The sequence below is a fragment of the Photobacterium pectinilyticum genome (assembly GCF_024357955.1).
GTDB lineage: Bacteria > Pseudomonadota > Gammaproteobacteria > Enterobacterales > Vibrionaceae > Photobacterium > Photobacterium pectinilyticum.
Window position 1 is genome coordinate 1 of sequence record NZ_JANEYT010000071.1, and the last position, 24,691, is coordinate 24,691.

A 24,691-nucleotide genomic window follows, 5' to 3' on the forward strand; every position below is an offset into this window, starting at 1 on the left:
TGGAGCATAAAAATTCCCTCCAGTTGCTGCCTACTTTAAGTGTAGCAACAACTTAAGGGAACATAGCGTTTTGATTTCATTAATTAATTGATCAGAAAGCGCAAGTGCTGCCTGCTGTTTTTCGCTGAGGTTATCACCGCCACGTAAACCACTGGCAATTTCGCCATCCAGAACAGGTATTGGCTGAGTTGCTAAGTCACGCTCTATAACGGCTGTGGTGTTCAATGAATTAACAAGGTGATCGATAAGACCGTTGGATTGCGAGTAGTCACCGAGAATGCTTGATTTTAGTACTAGAACGTTTGACATCGTTTGCTCCTTGAAATGCATTGCCGTTTGGCTTGGAACTAACTATACGAAGGGAGGCGTTTTGAAGATAGCGGAAAAAACCGGTTAAGTTATTCGAAAAAATCGAATAGGGTTTATGCGTTTTAAGTTGCTGTTTTTAAATTGGTACCCTCCCTATGGCTCAAGGTTATTGCAAGTAACCACATAGGGTATGAACGAAAAAATTAATGCTTGTACCAATGCGACTGGGAAGTATGAAGACAAAAAATAGCCCGAAACGACTCCTGTTTCGGGCTTAGGGGAATGGCTCGTGAGAGCCTTGCGCTAACTGGTTAGTAAATGGAGATCAATTACACTATCAATGTTAGTTCAAGCAGTATGATTTGCCAGTTTTACCACTAAGAATGTTATTCATCTCTGATACTTAACAAAAATGTCCTGTTAATTGAGCAAATCTGTTGCAGTAACTTAATGCTAGTTGTTTCAGTGACAATTTACTTGCTCAAAAAGTGGAATTAGATGTCAAATAAATTGGTATCTCTCACCAGTTCACGAGGCAAGCCATTTTTGATGCGATTGCTCACCCATTTGCCAATGCCAATAGGGTAGTCACGGTAAGTGACAATAATTTCGCCTTTTCCTGATAAGTTATCAGGACGGATATCCCGACCCATAAACCATTCTTTCGCTTGTGCCGCATTAAGTGCAACGGCTGTCTTTTCCTGGCCCGTGGCAATGGTCATGATCGCCTCATGCTGCCAGCGGTAACCTTTCTTGTGTTGTTCCGCCAGCTTAATACCAATACGCTGGAAACGAATTTCACTCAGGAGATCACGCAGCTGTGACGGGAACAACCATACTTCTTTATCACGAAGCCAAATTTCACCACCTGCGGGGATACTTAAGTCCAAGTCTTGCTTAAATGCTTGGGTAATGGCTTGAGTGTCTTTGCTGCTAGCAGGACTGAATGGGAATTTGCCTTTGCGCTTCTTCACTTCTGGTGACTCGACCGCTGTAAGCTTGCGGATACGAGCAACAAAAAAACCTTCACTGTCGAAGATTTGCGGGTAGACGTGCAGGAACCCTTCTTCGGTCAGGGCTTTCTCTGCACCATCGAACAAGTCAGCGAGAGGTTCAAACTCTACCGCATCACCGAAGGTCTCTTTCAGGTGATTACAGACTTGTTGGTTTTCGCTTAAGTTTAGCGTGCAAGTTGAGTAAACCATTACGCCACCTGGCTTGAGTGCTTGGAAACCGCTGATGATGAGATTACGTTGTACTGCTGCAATGTCTTCAACTGACTGCAAGCTCCAGTTTGCCATTGCATCGTCGTCTTTACGTATGGCTCCTTCACCTGAACAGGGGGCATCAAGCAAGATTGAGTCGAATGACTCAGGTGCCCAACTACCGAAGACACAACCATCAAAGTGGGTAAGTGCTGCGTTGAAGACGCCACAGCGCTGCAAATTAGAGTGCAGCACCTTAATACGGCTTGCGGCCAGTTCATTGGCCACCAAAGCGCCGTGATTATTCATGGCACAGGCAATTTGGGTTGTCTTCGAGCCCGGTGCAGAGGCCATGTCCAGTACGCAATCAAGTTTGTCGTTATCTTTTAATAGCGCAACAACGGGCATCATTGAACTGGCTTCTTGAATGTAAAAAAGACCGGCCATGTGCTCTGCGGTATTGCCTAAAGAGACAGACTCTTCATCTTCTCGCTCAATCCAGAATCCGGTATCGCACCAAGGTACCGGTGTGAGTGTCCAGCCTTTATCAGCGGCACGTTCAAGAAAACTTTCCACACTGATTTTTAAGGTGTTAACACGGATGCTGCGACGCAGGGGAGTTTTACAAATAGCAATGAATTCATCCATGCTCAGGTGTTCAGGCATGATCTGACGAATTTGCTCAATGAATGCGTCTGGGATATGGATATTAGGATGCAAGGGAATGTCTCGATTATCTAGCAGTGAGGCGGAAGTTTATCATTTGTCGATAGCTACGTAAAAAGAAAGGCGAACAGGCAAAAGAAAAGGAGCATTTCTGCTCCTTTTCTCGATTCATTGGCTTTAACTTAAAGTAAGTCTAGTGCTTCGGAATTGCCGTGCGCCATGTTTTCCATTCCGGCTTGGCAGTATCGTGCAGCAGGAAGTGGCTGTCACTCTCGGCAATTGGCGAGAGTGGTTGGGTCTCTGGAGTCGCAAAGGCAATACCGCCGCGAATAAGGCTGTCCACTGTACCACTTTGTACTGAGGCTCCTGTCAGACCGATAGTGACATCAATACCCGAGACATTCCAAAAAACGCTATCAGTACGAACAAGGTGACTGAAGCTCTGTTCGACTTGGGCTTCGATAATCACTCTGTCTGCCAGCTCCCCAAGGCTGACTTTAACTACTTCGCCAACTTGGATATCGCGATACAGCAGCGGTGTTCCTTCACTGATTGAGTTACGCTCTTCAGTCTCCAAAACGACGCTTAACCCTTTATTCTGCAACTGGGCATTGCCCAAAGTGAAGCTTTGAGAATAGTGGCCTTTGCCTGGTGTCACGGCAATATAGCTGCTGAGTAGGGTATCAAGATTTTTGGCACCGGTGATGCTGATTTTTGGGCTGACAATCCAAAACTGGCTGTCGGCCTTTGCCAGTAGCTCGGCATATTTAGGGAATAGGCGGGCTTTAACAATGACGTTACCAGTATTGAAATCAGGCTCGGTTTCAATCACTTTACCTACGTTCACGCCTTGGTAGCGGATATCGGTGTGTACCTTTATCGTTTTAGCATCAGCGGCAATCATGGTCACCAGCAAACCGTAGTCTTTGGCTTCTTTGTAACTGTTGTAGAGCTTATAGCGGTTGCCGCTGCGGTTGGTAACGCCTTCAAGCTCATCGAACGCTATGCCACCTTTGATAAGAGTACTGATTGGATCGGCTTTGATTTGAACACCGCCTAGGCCTGCCTCTACTTCGACGCCTGAGCGATTCCAGAATACGGTGTTAGCGGTGATCAAATGGCGGTACTTATTGTCAACTTTCAACTTGATAGTGACACCGTCACGAGAAAGGTCATAACTGGTCACTTCACCCACCGCCATATTGCGGTATAGCACCGGACTACCTTCTGAGATTGGAGGTAGTTCATCGGCATACAGGTGAATAGAAGCAAAGCCTTGGGCTTTTTCTGCCGCCAGTGTGGCTAATTGCCTACTTTTATAAAGCGGGTATTGGCTTAACACTCGGCTATTGCCACTGCTTGTAAAACTAATGCTTTGGCTGATTAATTGATCAGCAGGCGGTACAGAAACATCGAGTCCTTGGCTGTTCAAATTGGCTTGAATGCCGCCATCGATAAAGAAACGACTGCCCGAGCGCACTAGCTTGGTGTACTCCGGGCGCACAATGACACTAAAGCGGACTTGATTACCATCCAGTTTTACCGATTTAACTCGACCGACTTCCAGACCTCGGTGCTTGAGTTTGGTGCCACGTTTGATACCGTAACTATCATCTGCGTACAGTGAGAAAGAGGCCACCCCGGGTTGCTGCTCTTGCAGTTCGTCTTGGTTGATGGCAACAAATTGGCGACTGGTCTCACCGGCGCCAGGGATCAAGGTCAGGAAGTTACCACGAAGCAGGTTACCAATGTTTTTCACACCATTTAACGATAGCTCGGCTTCTTCCAGAAGCATCTTAGAACCTGTGTTCAGTAAGTCGCTCATCATTGGCTCGATAGCAGCATGGGCAACAATGGTTCCGCGCTCTTTATCAAGGCGAATATCGGAAATCTGACCGATTTGTAAGCCCCGATACACAATGGGTGCGCCACTCGCGCTAATGTTACTGTTCTCTGGCAAGTCGATAGTGATGGCAATACCGCGACCCGCAGTATTCAGATCTGGGTAGAGCCGGAAGAGGTGATCAGGTTCAATTGGTAGCCCTTTATCCGGCGAGTCGAACGCGATGGCGCCACTAATCATGGCCGACAAGCTCTCGAACTGTACGTCGACACCATTGAAACCAATATTGGCACTCATACCGCTGACGTTCCAGAATCGACTCTTGTTGGTGACCAGATTGGCATATTGCGGTTTGATTAACACATCAATGATCACTTGTTTGTTGTTCTGGCTCAGAGTGTGGTTGTACACCTCACCGACCGGTATCTTCTTATACAGCAGCTGCGAGCCAATATTGATTGAACCTAAATGTGGGGCACGCAGTTGGATCTTCAGGCCTTCTCCGACAGGGGTATCGGCGGGTTGGCCGTCAAGTGCATCGAACTCGTTGGCAAATTTGCCTTCGCCCGGTTGCAAAGCGATATAATTGCCCGAGACGAGGGCATCCAGACCAGAAATACCGGTAATAGAGGCTTTAGGTTTTACCAACCAGAATCGGGTACCTGAGCGCAGAGTTTGCACGGCTTCTGGGTAAATGTCGGCTTCAACATAAATGCTTTTCAAATCGTGTGATAGGTTGACGTCACGAACAATACCCACCTCAAGACCCTGGTAACGAATAGTCGTTCTTCCGGCGACCAAGCCCGCAGCGTCATTGAAGTGGATTTTTATCCGTTCTCCGGCCTCATTGACGGCTTTGAAGACAAGCCACCCTGCGAGAATCAAGGCAAGCACGGGCAGGATCCAGAGGGGGGATACTCCGCGATCGCGCTTTATATAGACCGGTTTAGGTTGTTGGTTATTAGGTCCGTTGTTCATAGTTGTCCCATATCAGACGAGAATCCAAACTTTCTGCGGCAAGCATTGTCAGCACCACTACGACACCAAAGGCAATCGCGCCTGGTCCGGGGGTGAAATTGAGTAATTGATCACGGTCTATCAAGGCGACCATGATTGAAATAACGAATAAATCCATCATTGACCACTTGCCAATCCACTGAATGAATCGATAAAGCTTCATGTGTTGCAGGTGATTCACACTGCGTTTGAATTGGATGGTCAACAAGAGAAAGGCCAGACCAAGAATTTTGGCCACTGGTACGACAATACTGGCGACAAAAATAATGATGGCAATGCCTAGCATATCGGAATTCACCAACGAGGCGACACCCGAGAAGATAGTATCTTCGACACGTTTACCATTATTTAGAAAGATAGAAATCGGATATAGGTTAGCAGGAAAGATAAAGACAGTTGCTGCTATTAGGTATGCCCAGGTTTTCTGGATGGAGTGAGGCATACGCTTGTGAAGCAGGCTGTTACAACGTATGCATTCCTCGTGGTCATCTTGTGTCATGTGGCAGTGATGACAGTGACGGGCGTGGCTATATTTCTTATGAGCAGTCTCAGGCTGCCAGGCTTCCCAGTACCGGTTAATGCTGATACGGGTAAGCAGAAGCGCCATTAGCAGTTGTAGCATCACCAGGGAATATAATCCTGGGCCGACGAAAATATCGGCATAGTCTTGTACTTTGAAACAAGAAATCCCAAGGCTTACCAGGAACACATCAAACATTGCCCAATGCTTGAGGTGTTCAATAATCCATAGCGAACGGCGGAAAAGCTTTATACGCCGGAACTTCAACCCAGCCTGTGCACCCAAAATAGAGCCACAAACCAATAATGGTGCGATAGAGCTACAAAACAGAATAAGGGCAGCAACCACCGGAAATGTCGGTGCTAATGAGACCGTGCCAGAAGTTATGGTTGCCGGGATCATGACACCAAACAAGCGAATGGTGATCATCGGAAAAAGATGTGCCGGAATGAAGAGGATTAAGCAGGCTAGGGCAATAGCCAGTTCACTGGAAAAACGAAAATAACCACCACGGTACAAGCGGGTGTTGCAGCGTGGGCAGTACGCACTTTGTCCCTGTTCAGCGACCTGCGGCAGCAGAGGTAAATCGCAGCCGGGGCATAGTCTCGCTGTGGTCATTAACGTTTAATCCTTTAAAAATGGCTTTAAATGAACATGATATTATTATTTCAGGTTCACTCTGGCTACTGGTACTTGTGCTAATGCATCATTTTGATTTTCGGCTGATTGTACAGAACCATAAAGCGTTTGGTACAGGCCTTCCTCGTTCACCAGTTCGTAATGGGTACCGCTTTGGCTTACCTGCCCATCTTCAAGTACGTAGATTACATCAGCTTGTTTAACCGCTGATAAACGGTGAGCAACAATTAGCGTGGTACGGTTGGCCAAAAACTGGTTAAGCGCATGATGCAATGCCGCCTCTGTCGCGGTATCGAGTGCCGATGTTGCTTCATCCAGAATAACGAACTCGGGGTTGGTCAGAACCATACGGGCAATAGCGAGTCGTTGACGCTGACCACCTGATAATTTAATTCCTTGACGGCCTATCTCGGTATCCAACCCTTCCGTCAGGCGCTGGGTAACATCAGTCATTTGCGCAATCTCAAGCGCTTGCCAAAGTTGCTCATCACTGTACTCACCCCCTAATGTCAGGTTGTGGCGCATAGTATCATTAAATAATACAGGGTGTTGTAAGACCACTGCCATTTTGTTACGGAGTGCTTCATAACTGACATCTTCAATCGGATAGCCATTGATTAAGATGTCACCGGCGTCTTTTTGGTAGATACCCAGCAGTAATTGGATCAGTGTTGATTTTCCACCACCAGAAGAACCGACTAACGCCACTCGCTTGCCCGCAGGAATACTAAGGCTCATACCGCGTAGCACTTCTTTATCTTCATCGTATGCAAAATGGATGTTATTGACTTCAATGTCGAGATGATGGTCATCAGTAAACGGGTTCACCTTTTGTACTGGACGAACTTCTTCTTCAATGGCAATGAGGCTATTTAAGCGCTGCATGGCAGCCGATGCACTGTACCAAGCAAATTGGATCCCCAGTAGTTCCTGTACCGGACCAAGCATAAACCATAAGTAGCCAAAAACAGCGAACATCTGGCCGATGCTCAAGTCGGTAAACAGCACCATAATCATTGCCATAGCACGGAACAACTCAAAACCGACCAAGAACAGCAAGAAAGATATGCGCCCAGCGGCTTCTGATTGCCATGCGTATTTATCGGCATCACGTCGAATATCATTGGCATTGGACTTTAACTGGCTAAGAAATTCCCGCTCGCGGTTAGCTGCACGCAATTGGTAAATGCCGTCGAGGGTTTCCACCAAGCGCTGTTGAAAGCGTTCGAACGCCTGGTTTTCTTTCTTCTTAAGAGTCTTTACCCGGTTTCCCATTAATTTAGAGGCATAAACCACAATAGGGTTGACCAATAGAATAAAGAGCCCCAGCTGCCAGTTGAGCCATAGCAAAATGGCAGCAGTACCAATAACGGTTAGAAAACCAATAAGGAAACGGCTGAGGGTATCACCCACAAATTTATCGATGGTTTCAACGTCGGTAATGAGGTGGGAAGTGATCCCACCGCTACCGCGCTCTTCATATTGACGCATGCTAATACGACCAAGCTTGTCGATAAGATGCTGTCGCATGTTGTAGGTAATATCTTTGGCCACCAAGGTAAATTGGCGACTTTGCAGGATGTTAAGTGCTTGGCTGCCCACGCGCATTAAAACGACAAATAGCAGAACCAGTAGGATATAAGCGGTTGGTTGGTGCAGGGAGTCCGGTAAAAAATGATTAAGGAAGGCAATACCACCAGCTGGCTTGTCGAGTAGGATCTCATCAACCATCAAAGGCATTAACAGTGGAATTGGGACACTGATAAGGGTTGCGATAAGCGCGATAAAATTCGCGGTAATCAAGCGGGGGCGGTGATGTTTAGCTTGCTTTAATAGCCAAGACCAGTTAATCATTTGGTTTGAACTGTTTTTCACAATGATAATGATTCCCATTATTAATAAAGAAGCCATTCTAACGGCTATAAAAGGAGTAAGCCATGGAAATTAGATCTGTGAACTATCAAACGCTGACGAAACAAGCGGTCGCGTTGATTGAAGATGAGCCAGATCTCATTGCTAATATGTCTAATATTAGTGCGTTACTGGCTATGGAGTTAGAAGAGATTAACTGGGTGGGTTTTTATTTGCTTAAAGGTGACCAGTTGGTGTTGGGGCCATTTCAAGGCAAGCCCGCTTGTGTGAGGATTCCTGTAGGTCGCGGTGTATGCGGTACATCGATAGCTGAAAACAGTGTTCAACGGGTTGAAGATGTCCACCAATTCGAAGGGCATATCGCCTGTGATGCGGCCAGTAATTCAGAAATAGTGGTTCCGTTTTCTGTAAATGGTGAATTGTACGGTGTACTGGATATTGATAGTCCAATCTTATCAAGATTTAGTCAATTTGACGAAGATGGACTGACTTCTTTGATGAATGAGGTACAAAAAAGACTTTAATTGAATGCTTTCGGTGGTTTTTCAGCGTTAGGTAACTATAATAGCGGAACAATTTCTTTTTGATTAAAGTACTAACGGCGAGGAAACTCGCTTTTGTCAGGAAAGTCCATGGAAAACTCTGAAAAGCTAACGAACAGTAAAGAAGTCATTGCCTACATTGCTGAGCGTTTCCCAAAATGTTTTACTGTTGAAGGTGAAGCGAAGCCTCTAAAGATCGGTATCTTCCAAGATCTAGCAGAGCGTCTAACTGATGACCCGAAAGTAAGTAAAACTCAGTTGCGTACCGCTCTGCGTCAATACACTTCTTCCTGGCGTTATCTTCACGGTGTGAAAGCGGGTGCAAACCGCGTTGACCTTGATGGCAACGATTGTGGCGTGTTAGAACAAGAACACGTAGATCACGCTAAGCAAGCGCTTGAAGAAAGCAAGGCTAAAGTCCGTGCTCGTCGTAAAGAACAAGCAGAAGCTAAAGCAGCTGCTAGCAAGGATGGTGAAGCAAAAGCGAAAAAAATTCGTCCAAAAACTGCTAAACCTAAGAACACACAACAAAAAACGACTAAGCTAAATAAAAAGCCTGCAGAAACGACCCGTGCACTGACTGCTGATGAAGTCGTCGTTGGCAAGAACGTTAGTGTTAACTTGGGCAACGGAAACATGCCGGCAACTATCGTTGAAATTAATAAGGACGATGTGCGTGTTCGCCTATCAAATGGTTTGACCATGGTAGTTAAAGCGGAGCACCTGCGTTCGTAAAGGAGAATGCTCGACGCATGAAAGGTCGATTCCGTTTCTCACTGATCGCTGCTGGCATGATGCTAGCAGCGTCAGCGCAAGCCCTTGAGGCGACATACACGTTAAGTGATCTTCCGCAGCTGGTTCCAGAAAAACAGCATGCGACTGCCAGTAAGCGAGTAGCTTCGCGCTTTACTCGTTCACATTACAAGCAGTTTTCACTTGATGACGAATTTTCTTCCAGTGTCTTTACTCGATATATCGAGATGCTGGACTTCAACAAAAGCTTCCTTACGGCTTCCGATATTCGGCAATTTGAAAAATGGGAAGAGCAGCTAGATGATCAGCTCAAAAGGGGTGATACATCAGCAGCTTTCGATATTTTCAATACTCTGCTGAAGCGTCGATATGACCGCTATCAATACGCACTGACTTTGCTTGATCATGAAATCACCTTTGATGCTGATGAAGATATAGTGTTAGACCGTTCCGAAATGGAGTGGGCTAAAGATCGCAATGAACTCAATGAAATTTGGCGCAAACGCGTAAAATACGATGCGCTTAATTTAGATCTTGCGGGCAAAAACTGGGATGAAACTAAAGAGACACTCGGTAAGCGTTATAACAACGCCCTTAAGCGTCTTACTCAAACTCATAGCGAAGATGTATTCCAAATTTACATGAATGCTTTTGCGCGTGAGGTTGATCCTCATACTAGCTATTTGTCACCACGTAACGCCGAACAGTTTCAGTCTGAAATGAACCTTTCATTAGAAGGTATTGGTGCTGTTCTACAAGTGGTTGATGACTATACCGTAATCCGTTCTTTGGTCGCGGGTGGTCCGGCTTCTTCCTCGAAGAAATTGGCTGCTGGTGACAGAATCATCGGTGTCGCGCAAGACGGCAAAGACATGATCGATGTGATTGGATGGCGTCTTGATGATGTTGTTCAGCTCATTAAAGGACCAAAGGGCAGTAAAGTTGTTCTGGAAATCCTTCCTGAGGGGAATAACGCAAAAAGTTACGATGTCACTATTGTTCGTGACAAAATCCGCCTAGAAGATCGCGCAGCAAAATCTTCGGTAGAGATGTCAAACGGCAAGAAAATTGGGGTGATTGAAATTCCAAGTTTCTATGTCGGTTTGTCGGAAGATACCAAGAAAGAACTGGCGAAGTTGAACGACCAGCAGGTTGATGGCGTGGTTATCGATTTGCGCAACAACGGTGGTGGTGCACTGACTGAAGCAACAGCCTTGACCGGGCTGTTTATCAACAGTGGACCCGTTGTTCAAGTTCGTGATAGCTACGGACGCGTCAAAGTGAATGGCGATTCAGATGATCGCGTTTACTTTGACGGAGCGCTCACTGTTTTAGTTAACCGCTACAGTGCGTCAGCGTCTGAGATTTTTGCGGCTGCTATGCAGGACTACGGACGTGCTGTCATTCTTGGCGAGCAATCATTTGGTAAAGGAACGGTACAGCAACACCGTTCACTGAACCATATTTATGATTTGTTCGATAAGCCATTGGGCCATGTTCAGTACACTATTCAAAAGTTCTACCGCATCAATGGTGGTAGTACCCAGAATCTAGGTGTTGTACCTGACTTGGCATTCCCAACGGCTGTTGACCCATCTGAAACCGGTGAAAGTGTTGAGGATAATGCATTGCCTTGGGATAGTATCAAGGCGGCGGACTATCAGAAACTCTACAACTTTTCGGCGGTTCTGCCTTCATTGAAAGCGAAGCATGATCAGCGGATAAGTAAGGACATGGAATTTGGCTTTATCCAAGATGACATTGCTAAGTACCGTGATGAGAAAGATATCAACACGATTTCTCTGAACAAGAACAAGCGCATTGCAGAGCAAGACAAAGATGATGCAGACCGTCTAGCGCGATTGAATCAGCGCCAGAAAGCGGATGGTAAGAAAGCGTTTGCCACATTAGATGATGTGCCAAAGGATTATGAAGCACCTGATGCTTATCTAGATGAAGCGGTTGCTATCACGTCTGATTTGTCGAGATCGCAAAGTTAACCTGTGATAATAGGCCTGACCCCAATAAACGGCACCTTTTAAGGTGCCGTTTTTTTATGGATAAAATCAGTTAGCTAGAGAGGAAAAGCGGTGTGTCAGCCCTGAGACAACTGAGAGATAAACACTGCTAAGTCTCAACTTTTACCCTCTAGGGGGTAATTGCCGACTAGGGTTAAATGTAGGTAATTAATTCTGGTGTTAGGGGAATACTATGCTGAAACATGTAATTCTTGCTGTAACGCTGTTATTTTCGACATTTGCTATCAGCGCGCGGTCAACAGATTTGACTGAATTTGATTACCCATTACTTCTGGGAGATTGGTATTGGTTTAGTAATACTGATACAGGTGTTGAAAGTGAAGGTGCAAACTACCGTGCAATGAACATCAAATTTAAATCAAATTATCGTTTCGTCATTCGGCTTCTTCAGATAGATGGCAACGTAGAAGAGTGGGATGGGACATATGATATCGATGAAAGCACGGTTACTTTTCTTTCTCATGGTCAACCCGAGCAGCAGCATAGCTACATGTTAAGCTACAACCAGTTTTTGCTCGATGGTGCTCGTTTCACTAAGTTGGCACCAGAAAACCTGCCGGGTAACTGGCGTTCTTCACAAATTACGGGGAACGATGTTGGTGATGGTGTCTCGGAAATTGCTTTATCCCTTCGTCCAGACTTCTTATTTTCGGCCGAGGTGTCAGGTAAAAACGGAAAGAAAAAAGAGCACAAGGGGATTTACTTTATTGAAGATGATCGCATTGTGTTGATTTATGAAGATGGGCAACAAGATAGCCAGTACAGTTTAGGCAGTAATACCCTGACGCTCAGTAATCAACAATTTGGTATGCAAGCGGTAATGAGAAGGGAGTAGTGCGTAATAGCCTCATTCTCTTACTTGACCCCACTAACACGGTTAACAAAAAAGCGAGGTGAATACCTCGCTTTTTTGTTATCTGTCGATTGATGTGTGCGATTAGCTAACGACTTTAAAGGCTTGTCGAAGTTGCGTCAGGTAATTCTTATCTCGGCAGATACTCTTACCTGGCTCGTCTGAAATCTTCGCAACAGGGCGGCCTTCACATTCCGTCAGTTTCAAAACCACATTCAATGTTTTCACACCAGGCAGATCGCAAGTCAGCTGAGTACCAATACCAAAGCTGGTATTTATACGATGGGCAAAGTGCTTATAGATGTTTAGCGCTTTATCCAACGTCAGGCTATCGGAGAAAATCAAAGATTTGGTTCTTGGATCAATACCCAATGACTGGTAGTGCGCAATAGCTTTTTCACCCCAGGCAATCGGGTCACCGCTATCATGACGTAGGCCGATGAAGCGTTCTGATAAACGAAGGTCAAAGTCACGCAGGAAAGCATCCATATTGATGCAATCGGTAAGAGCGATACCCAACGAATCAGGGTACTCTTGAAGCCAACGGTTTAACGCAAGTTGCTGCGAGTCGGCCAGTTCACCGGACAATTGTTGGTGCGCTTGGAACCACTCATGGGCTTGGGTGCCAAAAGGGGTCAAGTTTTGGGTGCGGGCCAAGTGGTAGTTCGAGGTACCTTTGAACTCTGGCATATTGTTCTTCAGGTAGTTAACAACCTTGTGTTGAACATCGCGGGAGAAGCGGCGGCGCGTACCGAAGTCAACCAGCGAGAACGCGTCCAGATTGATACCTTCATCATTGGCTTTTTGATAAAAGGCAGCCATCTTTTGCTTGAGTGAGCTCAGAGCGTCATCCGTTGAAGATGCAGGGTAGCAATGCTTGCATCGAATTTCACAGATGATTGCCAATAATGGCACTTCCCAAAGGATAATATCGATCCACTTGCCCGTAATGCTAATCGCTAGTTGATCACCCGACGTGTCGATCTTAACTTGCTTGCTATCAAGTTGGAACGATGCGAGGTACTCAAGGTAATCAGCCTTGAAGAAGCTAAGAGTCGACAGGTAGTCTATCTCTTCCTGAGTGAAAGAGAGTCCACCCAGCCGATTGATATGCGCTTGAATCTCTTGGCTATATGGACGGAGATCTTCGTCGCTCCGGCAGTGAAACTCGGCAATAGCTTCAACATTGGGGTATTGATGAAATATGGCTTGCTGCATGTGCAACTTGTATGCATCAGTATCAAGCAGGGAGTCGATAATCCCAGTGTGTCCAAAATGATTCATAACTAATTTGGTTGTATTTTGCAATCCGGTAATTTTACCCTATTTTTAGGCTTGGTTGTCTCAAAATGTTTCAGATTGAGGAAAAAAATAGGGGCAGCAAGATACGCACAAATGCTGTTAACGACAAGCCTGTAGAGGTTTATTGCCAATACACTGTTTAATACTTTGTTTGTACGGTGATCTTGCTGTAAAGCTGAATTTGGGTAACCATTACTGCTTGTAAGCTAAGTATAGTAAAGATGATAAGCTAGCCTTCAAAGCACAACCAGCGAAATCATTGGCTGGATGTGCGTTAATTGACCGGGTGAGTGGACAATTGAGAAACATATCGCCAAATCAGGGTAATAAGCTTGTCTGCACCGGTTTAACGCAGAATAATGGATACATACCGCGACACTAACAGGCGGAAATAAAAGGAATAAACATGGCCGAACAACCAACTATCCAGCCAACGGCAAAGTACCGTTCAGATTACCAAGCACCAGAATTTACAATTTCCGATCTTTCGCTAGAGTTTGATTTGCATGATACAGCAACCCGTGTGGTCGCGATCAGCAAGGTTGAGCAGCAAGTGGAAGGCGCGACATCAATGGAGCTTGATGGTGATGCGTTAACTTTAGTTCGCCTTGAAATCAATGGTGAAAGCTGGACAGATTATGCAGAAAGCGAAGGTAAGCTGACAGTTAACGGGCTACCTGCATCGTTCGAAATGCTGATTGAAACTGAAATCAATCCAGAAGCAAATACGTTGCTTGAAGGCTTGTATAAATCAGGCGGTGCATACTGTACTCAGTGTGAAGCCGAAGGCTTCCGTCGTATTACCTATTACCTAGACCGCCCTGATGTATTGGCTCGCTTCACCACTAAGGTGATTGCAGACAAAGCACAGTACCCATATCTAATGAGTAATGGTAACCGAGTTGACGAAGGCGATTTGGATAATGGTCGTCACTGGGTACAGTGGCAAGACCCATTTCCGAAACCAAGTTACCTGTTTGCATTGGTTGCCGGTGATTTTGATGTTCTGAGAGATAAATATACCACTGTTAGTGGCCGTGATGTTGCACTTGAAATTTTTGTCGACAAGGGCAATCTTGATCGCGCTGAATATGCCATGACTTCATTGATTAACTCTATGAAGTGGGATGAAGAGCGCTTTGGCCTAGAGTACGATCTCGACATTTACATGATCGTAGCGGTAGATTTCTTCAACATGGGGGCAATGGAAAACAAAGGGCTTAATGTCTTTAATTCCAAATACGTACTGGCCAATGCGAAAACGGCGACAGATACCGACTACCAAGGTATTGAAGCGGTGATCGGCCACGAATATTTCCATAACTGGACAGGTAACCGAGTCACTTGTCGTGATTGGTTTCAGCTAAGCCTGAAAGAAGGCTTGACTGTTTTCCGTGATCAAGAGTTCTCTTCAGACCTAGGATCGCGGCCGGTAAACCGTATTAATAACGTACGTATCATGCGTGGCCCACAGTTCTCTGAAGATCGCGGACCGATGTCACACCCAATTCGCCCAGATAAAGTGATAGAAATGAATAACTTCTATACTTTGACTGTGTACGAAAAGGGCAGTGAAGTTATTCGCATGATGCACACCTTACTTGGTGAGGATAAATTCCAAGCCGGTATGAAACTGTACTTCGAACGCCATGATGGCACCGCGGCAACCTGCGATGATTTTGTTCAGGCGATGGAAGATGCATCTGGGATTAGCCTAGAGAAATTCCGCCGTTGGTACAGCCAGTCAGGAACACCGGTTGTACATGTTGAGACAGAATATCTTGAACAAGAAAGCCGTTACCGTGTCACGGTTAAGCAGCATACTGCGCCAACACCAGGTCAGCAAGAGAAGCAGCCGCTACATATACCGTTTGATGTCGAGCTGTATGGTGCACAGGGCAATGTCATTCCGTTACAGTGTAATGGCCCGTTGGTCCACAATGTGCTGGATGTCACAGAAGCAGAGCAAGAGTTCATCTTTGACGGCATTGAAGAGCAACCCGTCATTTCCATGCTGCGTGAATTCTCAGCACCGGTGATCTTGGAGTATGATTATTCAGATGCAGAATTGACCTTCTTGATGGTTCATGCGCGTAACGAGTTTGCCCGTTGGGATGCAGGTCAAATTTTGTTGGCTAAATACATCAAGCAGAATGTCATTCGCTGCCAGAATGGTGAGTCTTTTGAGTTGCCTGAGCAGGTGGTAGACGCGTTCCGTGGTGTGTTGCTTGATGAAAAGCTAGACCCTGCATTTATTGCCGAAATGCTAACACTGCCAAGCGAAAATGAAGTGGCGGGTTGGTATAAAACCGTTGATGTTGATGCGATCAATACCGTTATGGCTGAGCTTGAAAAAGTCTTAGCTGTTGCGATGGAAGATGAGTTCAGTGCTATTTACCACTCGCTAACACAAGCGGCGTATACCATTGAGCATGAAGCGATGGCAAAGCGTTCACTTCGTAATACGTGTTTGGCTTACCTTGCGCTTACAGAGCAAGGAAATAGTCTAGTGGCTAAGCAGTATCAAGCATCAGACAATATGACAGATACGATGGCGGCAATGGCTGCAGCAAATGCCGCAGAACTGGCTTGCCGTGCAAGTCAAATGGCTGACTTCAGTGACAAGTGGACTCAAGACGGCTTGGTGATGGACAAGTGGTTTATTTTGCAGGGTAAGAACCCTGCGGAAAATGCATTGGAAAATGTGCGTGAAACCATGAAGCACAAAGCGTTTGATCTGAAAAACCCGAATCGTACTCGCAGCTTGGTGGCCAGCTTCTGCGGTAATAACCCAGTACGCTTCCACGCAAAAGATGGTTCTGGTTATCAGTTCTTGACAGAAATCCTGACTGTCTTGAATACCAGCAATCCACAGGTCGCTTCTCGTCTGATTGAACCATTCCTGAAGTACCGTCAGTACGATGAGCTACGTCAGAGCTTGATGCGCGCCGAGCTAGAAAAGCTGTCTCAGTTAGATAATCTAGCTAAAGACCTGTTTGAGAAAGTTCAAAAAGCACTTGAGCAGTAAACAGTAATTACACTATAAAGGGGTAAGGTATCTTGCCCCTTATTTATAATTTCATTTATATACCCACTAACACTATCTGAATCTTGTCCCATGAAAGCCTATACCTTTTCTATGCACATTACTTATCAGCAATTTCTCCAACACTATTCAGGCGCAGCCAGTCATGTATTAGTCATGACTGAGAACGGTTTGCGTCTGCAGTTACCCGCTGCGCGGTTACGACCATTTCTAACTCAGCTGGGGATCCGTGGGCGATTTAGAGTCATGGTTTCAGAGGCAAATAAACTGCAAGCCATTGAACAGATTTTGTAATGGAATGTTGATGTGTTTTTAACATTTAGCCAAGGTCACCACAATGGGTACTCGCATCTTTACTTTACTCTTCGTACTAATTCGGTGAGAGGGACATAAGAAATAGTCATCGCTAGGGCTAGGAAAAATAACCATAAAATAAATGGTTATACCAGTTTTTACGTGTTACATCGTATCCTAGTGTTAATTTCACCAGCCTTAGAAAAACCCTCCAGTCAAAATCTCTACCTTAGTCACATATTCGATTTTTTCCGGCTTAACCAGAGTAATTAGCGTAACCATCTCGCAACAAAACCCCCTACAATAGCAGTCACGCAGGAGAGCGTATTCCGGCGGTATGTTCCCAACACCCAACCGTTGGATACTTTATAAAAACTCTATACTTGATTGATAATATATAATGATGGAGCATTGCTATGACCGCACCTGACCCTATTGTGCCGGTACTGCTTGAGAAAGTGTATGACTTAATCCAGGATAAGATTGAGACACCCCAGCAGTCATTAGTAGAAGTGTTTGCTCAGCAGTTGTTAGGACAACTGGCAGATGATGATCTGCTTCAAAGGAATGAATCTGACCTTTATGGTGCTGTACTGAGTTTATGGCATCACCTTGTAAAAAATAAGCCTGACCAAATATCTGTTCGTGTCTATAACCCGACACTTAGCCGCTATGGCTGGCAGTCACCTCATACCGTCGTTGAAATTGTCACTCCAGACCGTCCTTTCTTGGTTGATTCTGTTCGTATGACCTTGACCCGTTTGGGGATTACTAGTCACATGATGCTTAATGGCCCGTATTTCTTTAAACGAAATGCAGAGGGCACAATTACTGAAGCATGTGGTAAGGACGGTAACCTACAAACACTTTTCCATATTGAGGTTGATCGCCTTAACGATAAGAAAGAGCTTGAAGCATTAAAACAAGAGCTAACACAAGTCCTTCAAGATGTCGATTTGGTGGTTAATGATTGGCAATCGCTGCAAACAAAAATGCAGGCGATTGTGAAAGAACTCAAGAAAGCCGACCTACCTGTTAATAAAGAGCACCGTGAAGAGGCCATTGCCTTCTTGGACTGGGTGACACATCACAACTTTACCTTCATGGGATATCACAAGTATGATCTTGTACCGATAGAAGGTGACTATGAATTGCGTCCTTGTGATGAACAAGGGTTAGGGCTGCTAAGCGATACCAGTAAAGTTAGAACTCTTCGCCTGTCACAACTTCCCGAGTCCGCCCGAATTGAAGCTCGCAAACCTGACTTGTTAATCCTCACAAAAAGCAATGGCAAGTCGAAAATTCACCGTCCAGCCTATACCGATTACATTGGCATAAAGCGTTTTGATAAAGAGGGCAATGTCATTGGTGAGCACCGCTTTACTGGCTTGTATGCTTCTACCGCTTACCATCAATCGACAATGAACATTCCGCTGATCAGTAACAAGGTTACGCGTATTTTAGAAGATAGTCGTTATCCGGCTGGCTCACATTCGTGGAAGGCACTGAATAACTTACTCGAAACGTACCCGCGTGATGAGCTGATCCAAGCCAATGAAAAAGAGATGTTGGATGTCGGTTGTGGTGTGGTTCGTATGCAGGATAGGGATCTATTACGCTTGTTTGTTCGCCGTGATCCTTTTGGCCGCTTCTTCTCTTGCATGGTGTATGTAACGAAAGAACGTTATAACACCGAGTTACGACGTAAGACACAAGAAGTCCTGAAAGACTACTTTGCCTCAAAACAGGATGTGGAGTTCACGACTTTCTTTTCGGAAAGTCCGCTGGCAAGAACGCATTATATCGTGCGAGTCGAAAATAATAATTTCGATGTCGATATCAAAGCCATAGAACATAACCTGGTTGAAGCTGCTGCATCTTGGGATGATCGTTTAAGCGCATCGCTTATCGCGAATTTTGGTGAAAGTAGTGGTACATCATTGGCAAAAAATTATGGTAGTGCCTTCCCGCGCTCTTATAAAGAGCAGATGCTACCGGGTTCAGCCGTTGCCGATATCGAGCAACTAGAAAGCCTTAGCGAAGATAATAAACTCGGTATGCTGTTCTACCGCCCACAGGAAGAGGCGAGTGACTCCCGTTTTGTAAAACTGAAACTGTTCCACCGTGACGAGCCTATCCACCTTTCGGATGTTATGCCGATGCTGGAGAACTTGGGTTTGCGTGTGATTGGTGAGTCGCCGTATCAGGTGGTCACCAAGCGCGGAACGGTTTATTGGATCCTTGATTTCGCGATGCTACACAATGCCTGTAACGGAATCGATTTGAGTGAGGCGCGTGATCGCTTCCAAGAGGCTTTCTCGGCCATTTGGCATGGTGAACTTGAAAGTGATGGATTTAACCGATTGGTATTGTGCGCAAGATTAACCGGGCGTGAAATTACAATTTTGCGTAGTTTTGCTCGTTACATGCGACAGGTCGGTTTCCCATTTAGTCAGCACTACATTGAAGAAACGCTTTCAGGTCATAGTGATCTTGCAAGATCCTTGGTTGAGTTGTTCTCGTTGCGTTTCGATCCGAGCCGTAAATATTCGAAAAAAGCTGAAAGTACACTTATTGCTAAGCTCAATGAAAAGCTAGAGCACGTAGAAAGCTTGGATGATGATCGGATCATTCGCCGTTACATGGAGATGATCCTTGCAACGCAGCGTACCAACTATTATCAGCTTGATACCAACGGCCAACCAAAGCCATGGCTGTCTCTGAAACTTCGTCCATCGGAGATCCCAGAAATCCCGGCTCCGGTTCCTTTTTTTGAGATCTTTGTCTACGCACCAGATATTGAAGGTGTGCATCTGCGAGGCGGTAAAGTTGCCCGAGGTGGGTTGCGCTGGTCAGATCGCCAGGAAGATTTCCGTACTGAGATCTTGGGCCTTGTGAAAGCGCAGCAGGTGAAAAACACCGTTATTGTTCCGGTTGGGGCAAAAGGTGGTTTTGTTTGTAAGCGTCAGCCTCAGCTATCTACCCGTGAAGAAATCTGGGCTGAAGGACAGCGTTGTTATAAGCGCTTTATCCGTGCTTTGCTGGATGTCACAGATAACATCATCGACGGAGAACTGAATCCCCCTGTAAACGTGGTTCGCCATGATGAAAATGACCCGTATTTAGTTGTTGCCGCTGACAAAGGGACGGCAACCTTCTCTGATTTGGCTAACTCGGTATCTGAAGACTACAAATTCTGGCTGGGTGACGCGTTTGCTTCTGGCGGCTCGAATGGCTACGACCATAAGCAAATGGGGATCACCGCGAAAGGTGGTTGGGAGTCTGTGAAGCGTCACTTCCGCGAGTTGGGTATTAACTGCCAGACAACGGACTTCACTTGTGCCGGTATCGGTGATATGGCTGGAGACGTGTTTGGTAACGGCATGCTGCTATCAAAGCATATTCGCTTGGTCGCTGCCTTTAACCATATGCACATCTTCCTGGATCCAAACCCGGATGCTGCAAGTGGCTGGAAAGAGCGTGATCGCTTGTTTAATCTGCCTCGTTCCAGCTGGGAAGATTATGATTCAACGCTGATTTCGGAAGGTGGCGGTATTTTCTCCCGCCGTAGTAAGTCGATTAAACTTACCCCGCAGATCCAGAAACTACTGGGAACACGCAAGCAGAGCCTGCCACCAAACGAAGTGATCAAGTTGATCCTGAAAATGGAAGTGGATCTGTTGTGGAATGGGGGGATTGGTACCTACGTGAAATCAGAGTCTGAAACCCATACCGATGTCGGTGATCGTGCTAATGATGCATTGCGTATCAACGGCAGTGAGCTTCGTGCCCGCGTTGTGGGTGAAGGTGGCAACCTTGGTTTGACCCAGCTAGGTCGAGTAGAGATTTCGAAAAAAGGCGGGTTGGTCAATACTGACTTTATCGATAATGTTGGTGGGGTTGATTGTTCAGATAACGAAGTAAACATCAAGATCTTGCTGAACTCACTGGTTGCTAGCGGAGACCTAACGTACAAGCAGCGTAATGAACTGCTTGAGCGTATGGAAGATGAAGTCGGTGATATCGTTCTTGATGATGCTTATTGTCAAAGCGAATCGATTTCTGTGACCCAGCAGCAGCAAGTTCAGTTGCTTAAAGAGCAGATCCGTTTTATTCACCATCTTGAGAAAGAAGGCAAGTTGGATCGTGCGCTGGAATACTTGCCGGATGACGATACGCTGGCAGAGCGTGAGAAGTCAGGCGTGGGGCTCACCCGTCCGGAGCTCGCTGTGCTCGTGGCATACGGTAAAATGGTATTGAAAGAAGAGTTGGTGACGGAAGAAATCGCTAATGACCCTTATCATGCTCGTTTGTTACCGGCATATTTTCCGAAAGAGTTGAAAGATAAATACCGCAGCCATATGGAAAACCATCCGCTTCGCAAAGAGTTAATTGCGACCTCGCTAGCAAACCAGATGTCTAACGAAATGGGGTGTAATTTCGTCACCCGCCTTCAGGAAGAAACGGGAGCCACGATTGCAGAAATCTCCTCGGCTTATTCCGTTGGCCGAGAAGTGTTTAATTTTCAGCAGTACTTTGATCAGGTCCGGTCACTCGATAATGTGATCCCTGCGGAAGTGCAGTACGAAGTGCTTTATCGTTGCCGCAGAATGTTGCGTCGTGCGACCCGATGGATCCTCCGCAATCGTGATAGAAAGCTGGGCATCGAACAAATGATTGCGTTCTACCAACCGATTGTAAACAAGCTTCGCGAAAACCTAGAGCGTTACCTTGTCACGGAAGAGGTTCAAGAGCATAACGAGCAAGCTGATGTGATGATGAAGCAGGGGATCCCTGAAGATCTTGCGCATAATATTGCACGCTTGAGTAGTTTATACTCGGCAATGGATATTGCTCAAATTGCCGCCAACTCAGAAAAAGATCTTGATTTCATCTCTCGTGTTTATTTTGTTGTCGGGGCTGATTTGTCATTACACTGGTTCCTCAAGCAAGTCCACAATCAGCCTGTAGAAAACCATTGGCAGGCTCTGGCGCGTGCCTCATTCCGCGAAGATCTCGATTGGCAGCAGCGTCAGTTGACGCTGGCGGTAATCAGTAGTGGGTTAGAGGCTCCTGATGCAGAAAGCTTAATTGACAACTGGATGGGTGAGCATAAGTCCGCAATTCAACGTTGGAATACTGTACTCGCAGAGTTCAAAGTGGGTACAACGCATGAATTTGCTAAATTTTCAGTAGCACTTCGTGAGCTTATGTTGTTGAATTTAAACTGTAAAACAGTAGCATAGTGATATAAATAAGCTCTTTGGTTTTATATTTAACTGAAGCTTATAAATTTGAAGTAATCACTGTTCGAAAAGCCACCGTGATGTCTTTGGTGGCTTTTTTTCGATTGAAAGCCGGAGATATAAACGTTTGCTTTTCTCTTGAAAAAATAAAAGTATCCTTTTCAAGAGTCTAACCGAATATTTTATGGGCTAGCCCATTTTTTTCGGTATAAACATAAATTAGTCATTGAATTTAGGTACCAAAGTGTGAATAATGTTCTCCCGTTTACACGGGGCTTTTATTAGGAGGTACAATGATTTACCGCCTCGCTCGATCCGCTATTTTCAAGCTTGATGCAGAAAAAGCGCATGATCTAGCTATTCAGAACTTTTCTCGCTTTACCGGCACTCCTCTTGATCTTTTCTATCGTCAACACGTTCCTGATCGTCCTGTTGAAGTGATGGGTATCAAATTCAAAAATCCTGTTGGTCTGGCTGCTGGCCTTGATAAAAACGGCGAGTGTATTGAAGCATTTGGCGCAATGGGTTTTGGCTTTGTCGAAGTTGGAACCGTTACTCCACGTCCGCAGTCGGGTAACGATAAGCCTCGTTTGTTCCGTGTCATTCCTGCTGAAGGTATTATCAACCGCTTTGGGTTTAACAACCTTGGTGTTGATAACCTGATTGAGAATGTGAAGAAAGCCAAGTATGACGGTGTTATCGGCATCAACATTGGTAAGAACAAAGATACGCCGATTGAAAAGGGCGCAGAAGATTACCTAATCTGCATGGAAAAGGTGTATCAGCATGCTGGTTATATCACGGTAAATATCTCGTCACCGAATACTCCTGGCCTACGTACACTTCAGTACGGTGAAATGCTTGACGATCTGCTTGCTCAATTGAAAGAGAAGCAGAAGGAGTTGGCTGAAAAGCACGGTAAATATATCCCTCTAACGCTTAAGATCGCGCCGGATCTAGAAGATCATGAGATTAAGCAGATAGCTGAATCTTTGATCAAAAATAAGATCGACGGTGTCATCGCAACCAACACAACACTGGATCGCTCATTGGTCAAAGACATGCCGCATTGCGATGAGGCTGGTGGTCTAAGTGGTCGTCCACTTCAGAACCGCAGTACTGAAGTGATCCGTATGTTGGCGGAAGAACTTGATGGTGCGCTACCTATTATTGGTGTCGGTGGCATTGATTCAGCAGTATCTGCTCGTGAGAAAATGGCAGCGGGTGCGAGTCTGGTACAGATTTACTCTGGTTTTATCTACCACGGCCCTAAATTGGTTAAAGATATCGTCACAAATATCTAATTATCAGTACAGTAAATGATCTCGAGAGAGAATCAGACATAAGGTACCTGCAAGAGAAATTTTGCAGGTACTTTTTTTATGCCGATTTCCTGTTTATCACCTTATCAATGGGGATTTTGTCAAACATACAACGTTTGTTATGTTTTTTTTTGAGTTTTCTTCCTCTTTTTATTTGCCTGTAGGGCAGTAGAATTTGCTCTAAAGTTTTGTTTGTTGTAGTGGATAAGCTTTGTAATAGATACGGATATGGAGCGGTGCTTATGTTAAAACCCAATAATTCATGGATGTGGTATTACGATCAGAAGTACGATGCTCTCATGTTGGATCTTGGTGATAACATGATTTTCCGCGTGGCTATTCCTACCAAAAACTTAGTTCCTTGTGCTTTTGCACGTACAACCTTTACGGTTGACGATGCATCTGTCTACCAAACCTTCCTCGAAGGAATGTCTATCCTGGACCTATCTGAACCGCGTAAAGTAGAGCTTGCATTAAATGCTGTAGCGGCAAGTCGTTTCCATAAGCCTCTTATGCCAAAAAGCTGGTTTTTTCATCAGCGCTCAAAAGGGCAGCAGCCTCAGCAGGGAGATATTGTCACTCTTTCAACCGAGCTCAGTGAAGGGCAATTCCTTATTATTGAAAACAGTGGCTCTGCAAGCTTATGTATGATGGCTGATACAAACGCATTAGCGCTTAATCCCGCAAAAGAAATGGCCTTCTGTGAGACGATAAAGGTCATGAATGACCGTATGACGGCCTACCATGGGGCTGTAGAAGTGCCAATAACGCTTGCTTTGGTCGGATAATAGAGACTATTAATCCGATGTCGTGAGTCATTCCAGGTTTTACGGCGTATCTAACGTGGTCCACACACAGAAAACGACTCTGCCATCCTAGCTATCCCATGGCATTTATCTTGGTCGTTAATTCGAACTTTGAACTTCGAACGACAAAACCGTCGTGTAAAACTCCCCTCAAAATTGATTCTTCACTTATTTTGTCTGTTGCAGCCTAATCCTAATTCCTCCGTCTTTATTGCCTATGTCCCATTTAAAACCGAATAAAGCGACTTTAACCTCTCGAAGCTAATCTATTCTGCTTTTGTCTTGTCATTGCTGTATGTCACACGCTCTCTTAATCCAGCTGAGTTATGAGCGGTTGGAATGAAGTGGCATAGTTAATTTGGCCACCTGATTAGAGGTGATATCATCACCTCGGAAGTTAACAGGTGACACAATGAC

General features: G+C 45.4%; 14 protein-coding genes and 1 pseudogene. 9 read left to right on the forward strand and 6 right to left on the reverse strand.

The window, feature by feature from the left end:
• Positions 1 to 69: 69 nt before the first annotated feature.
• From NHN17_RS20630 to NHN17_RS20650, 5 genes and pseudogenes are all read right to left on the reverse strand, one after another.
• Positions 70 to 309 (reverse strand): annotated as a pseudogene (locus NHN17_RS20630) (NAD(P)H-dependent oxidoreductase); the annotation flags it as partial.
• Positions 310 to 803: 494 nt separating this feature from the next.
• Positions 804 to 2,234, reverse strand: a complete 1,431-nt coding sequence (gene rsmF, locus NHN17_RS20635; protein WP_255044517.1) for a 16S rRNA (cytosine(1407)-C(5))-methyltransferase RsmF — start codon at positions 2,232 to 2,234, stop codon at positions 804 to 806.
• Positions 2,235 to 2,373: 139 nt separating this feature from the next.
• The gene (locus NHN17_RS20640) at positions 2,374 to 5,001 is read right to left on the reverse strand and encodes an MlaD family protein (protein ID WP_255044518.1); all 2,628 of its coding nucleotides are present in this window, start codon (positions 4,999 to 5,001) and stop codon (positions 2,374 to 2,376) included.
• Entirely contained in the window at positions 4,985 to 6,178 is a 1,194-nt protein-coding gene (locus tag NHN17_RS20645; RefSeq protein ID WP_255044519.1) for a paraquat-inducible protein A, read from the reverse strand. Before NHN17_RS20645 ends, NHN17_RS20640 begins: the two co-directional genes overlap by 17 nt.
• A gap of 45 nt (positions 6,179 to 6,223) precedes the next feature.
• Positions 6,224 to 8,053, reverse strand: coding sequence for an ABC transporter ATP-binding protein (locus NHN17_RS20650; RefSeq protein WP_255044530.1), 1,830 nt, complete (start codon positions 8,051 to 8,053; stop codon positions 6,224 to 6,226).
• An 83-nt stretch (positions 8,054 to 8,136) separates the two neighbouring features.
• On the opposite strand from NHN17_RS20650, the gene msrC reads away from it, so the two are divergent.
• The 4 genes from msrC to NHN17_RS20670 all read left to right on the forward strand — a co-directional run bounded on the left by msrC (position 8,137) and on the right by NHN17_RS20670 (position 12,240).
• Entirely contained in the window at positions 8,137 to 8,595 is a 459-nt protein-coding gene (gene msrC / locus NHN17_RS20655; RefSeq protein WP_255044520.1) for a free L-methionine (R)-S-oxide reductase MsrC, read from the forward strand.
• A 108-nt stretch (positions 8,596 to 8,703) separates the two neighbouring features.
• Positions 8,704 to 9,348, forward strand: a complete 645-nt coding sequence (proQ, locus tag NHN17_RS20660; RefSeq protein WP_255044521.1) for an RNA chaperone ProQ — start codon at positions 8,704 to 8,706, stop codon at positions 9,346 to 9,348.
• Positions 9,349 to 9,365: 17 nt separating this feature from the next.
• Positions 9,366 to 11,366: a carboxy terminal-processing peptidase gene (prc, locus tag NHN17_RS20665; protein ID WP_255044522.1), complete on the forward strand. Its 2,001-nt coding sequence runs from the start codon at positions 9,366 to 9,368 to the stop codon at positions 11,364 to 11,366.
• Between the two features lie 211 nt (positions 11,367 to 11,577).
• The gene (locus NHN17_RS20670; protein WP_255044523.1) at positions 11,578 to 12,240 is read left to right on the forward strand and encodes a lipocalin-like domain-containing protein; all 663 of its coding nucleotides are present in this window, start codon (positions 11,578 to 11,580) and stop codon (positions 12,238 to 12,240) included.
• Between the two features lie 102 nt (positions 12,241 to 12,342).
• Here NHN17_RS20670 and pncB read toward each other — a convergent pair whose 3' ends face one another.
• Complete coding sequence (gene pncB / locus NHN17_RS20675) at positions 12,343 to 13,542, reverse strand: nicotinate phosphoribosyltransferase (protein WP_255044524.1); 1,200 nt, start codon at positions 13,540 to 13,542, stop codon at positions 12,343 to 12,345.
• Between the two features lie 424 nt (positions 13,543 to 13,966).
• Between pncB and pepN the strand changes: the two genes are divergently transcribed.
• The 5 genes from pepN to NHN17_RS20700 all read left to right on the forward strand — a co-directional run bounded on the left by pepN (position 13,967) and on the right by NHN17_RS20700 (position 24,256).
• Positions 13,967 to 16,588 carry an aminopeptidase N gene (gene pepN, locus NHN17_RS20680; RefSeq protein ID WP_255044525.1) on the forward strand — a complete coding sequence of 874 codons (2,622 nt, stop codon included), beginning with the start codon at positions 13,967 to 13,969 and terminating at the stop codon, positions 16,586 to 16,588.
• A gap of 90 nt (positions 16,589 to 16,678) precedes the next feature.
• Positions 16,679 to 16,900, forward strand: a complete 222-nt coding sequence (locus NHN17_RS20685; protein ID WP_255044526.1) for a DUF2835 domain-containing protein — start codon at positions 16,679 to 16,681, stop codon at positions 16,898 to 16,900.
• Between the two features lie 416 nt (positions 16,901 to 17,316).
• Positions 17,317 to 22,146, forward strand: coding sequence for an NAD-glutamate dehydrogenase (locus tag NHN17_RS20690; protein WP_255044527.1), 4,830 nt, complete (start codon positions 17,317 to 17,319; stop codon positions 22,144 to 22,146).
• Positions 22,147 to 22,439: 293 nt separating this feature from the next.
• A complete protein-coding gene (pyrD, locus tag NHN17_RS20695) occupies positions 22,440 to 23,450 on the forward strand; it encodes a quinone-dependent dihydroorotate dehydrogenase (RefSeq protein ID WP_255044528.1) in 1,011 nt (336 codons plus the stop codon).
• Between the two features lie 260 nt (positions 23,451 to 23,710).
• On the forward strand, positions 23,711 to 24,256 hold the full coding sequence (locus tag NHN17_RS20700) for a cell division protein ZapC (RefSeq protein WP_255044529.1): 546 nt from the start codon (positions 23,711 to 23,713) through the stop codon (positions 24,254 to 24,256).
• The last annotated feature ends 435 nt before the right edge of the window (positions 24,257 to 24,691 follow it).

Coding starts and splice junctions, on each gene's coding strand:
- NHN17_RS20640 (WP_255044518.1), bottom strand. CDS start 5,001: ATGAACAACGGACCTAATAACCAACAACCTAAACCGGTCTATATAAAG.
- NHN17_RS20645 (WP_255044519.1), bottom strand. CDS start 6,178: ATGACCACAGCGAGACTATGCCCCGGCTGCGATTTACCTCTGCTGCCG.
- NHN17_RS20650 (WP_255044530.1), bottom strand. CDS start 8,053: ATGATTAACTGGTCTTGGCTATTAAAGCAAGCTAAACATCACCGCCCC.
- msrC (WP_255044520.1), top strand. CDS start 8,137: ATGGAAATTAGATCTGTGAACTATCAAACGCTGACGAAACAAGCGGTC.
- proQ (WP_255044521.1), top strand. CDS start 8,704: ATGGAAAACTCTGAAAAGCTAACGAACAGTAAAGAAGTCATTGCCTAC.
- prc (WP_255044522.1), top strand. CDS start 9,366: ATGAAAGGTCGATTCCGTTTCTCACTGATCGCTGCTGGCATGATGCTA.
- NHN17_RS20670 (WP_255044523.1), top strand. CDS start 11,578: ATGCTGAAACATGTAATTCTTGCTGTAACGCTGTTATTTTCGACATTT.
- pncB (WP_255044524.1), bottom strand. CDS start 13,542: ATGAATCATTTTGGACACACTGGGATTATCGACTCCCTGCTTGATACT.
- pepN (WP_255044525.1), top strand. CDS start 13,967: ATGGCCGAACAACCAACTATCCAGCCAACGGCAAAGTACCGTTCAGAT.
- NHN17_RS20685 (WP_255044526.1), top strand. CDS start 16,679: ATGAAAGCCTATACCTTTTCTATGCACATTACTTATCAGCAATTTCTC.
- NHN17_RS20690 (WP_255044527.1), top strand. CDS start 17,317: ATGACCGCACCTGACCCTATTGTGCCGGTACTGCTTGAGAAAGTGTAT.
- pyrD (WP_255044528.1), top strand. CDS start 22,440: ATGATTTACCGCCTCGCTCGATCCGCTATTTTCAAGCTTGATGCAGAA.
- NHN17_RS20700 (WP_255044529.1), top strand. CDS start 23,711: ATGTTAAAACCCAATAATTCATGGATGTGGTATTACGATCAGAAGTAC.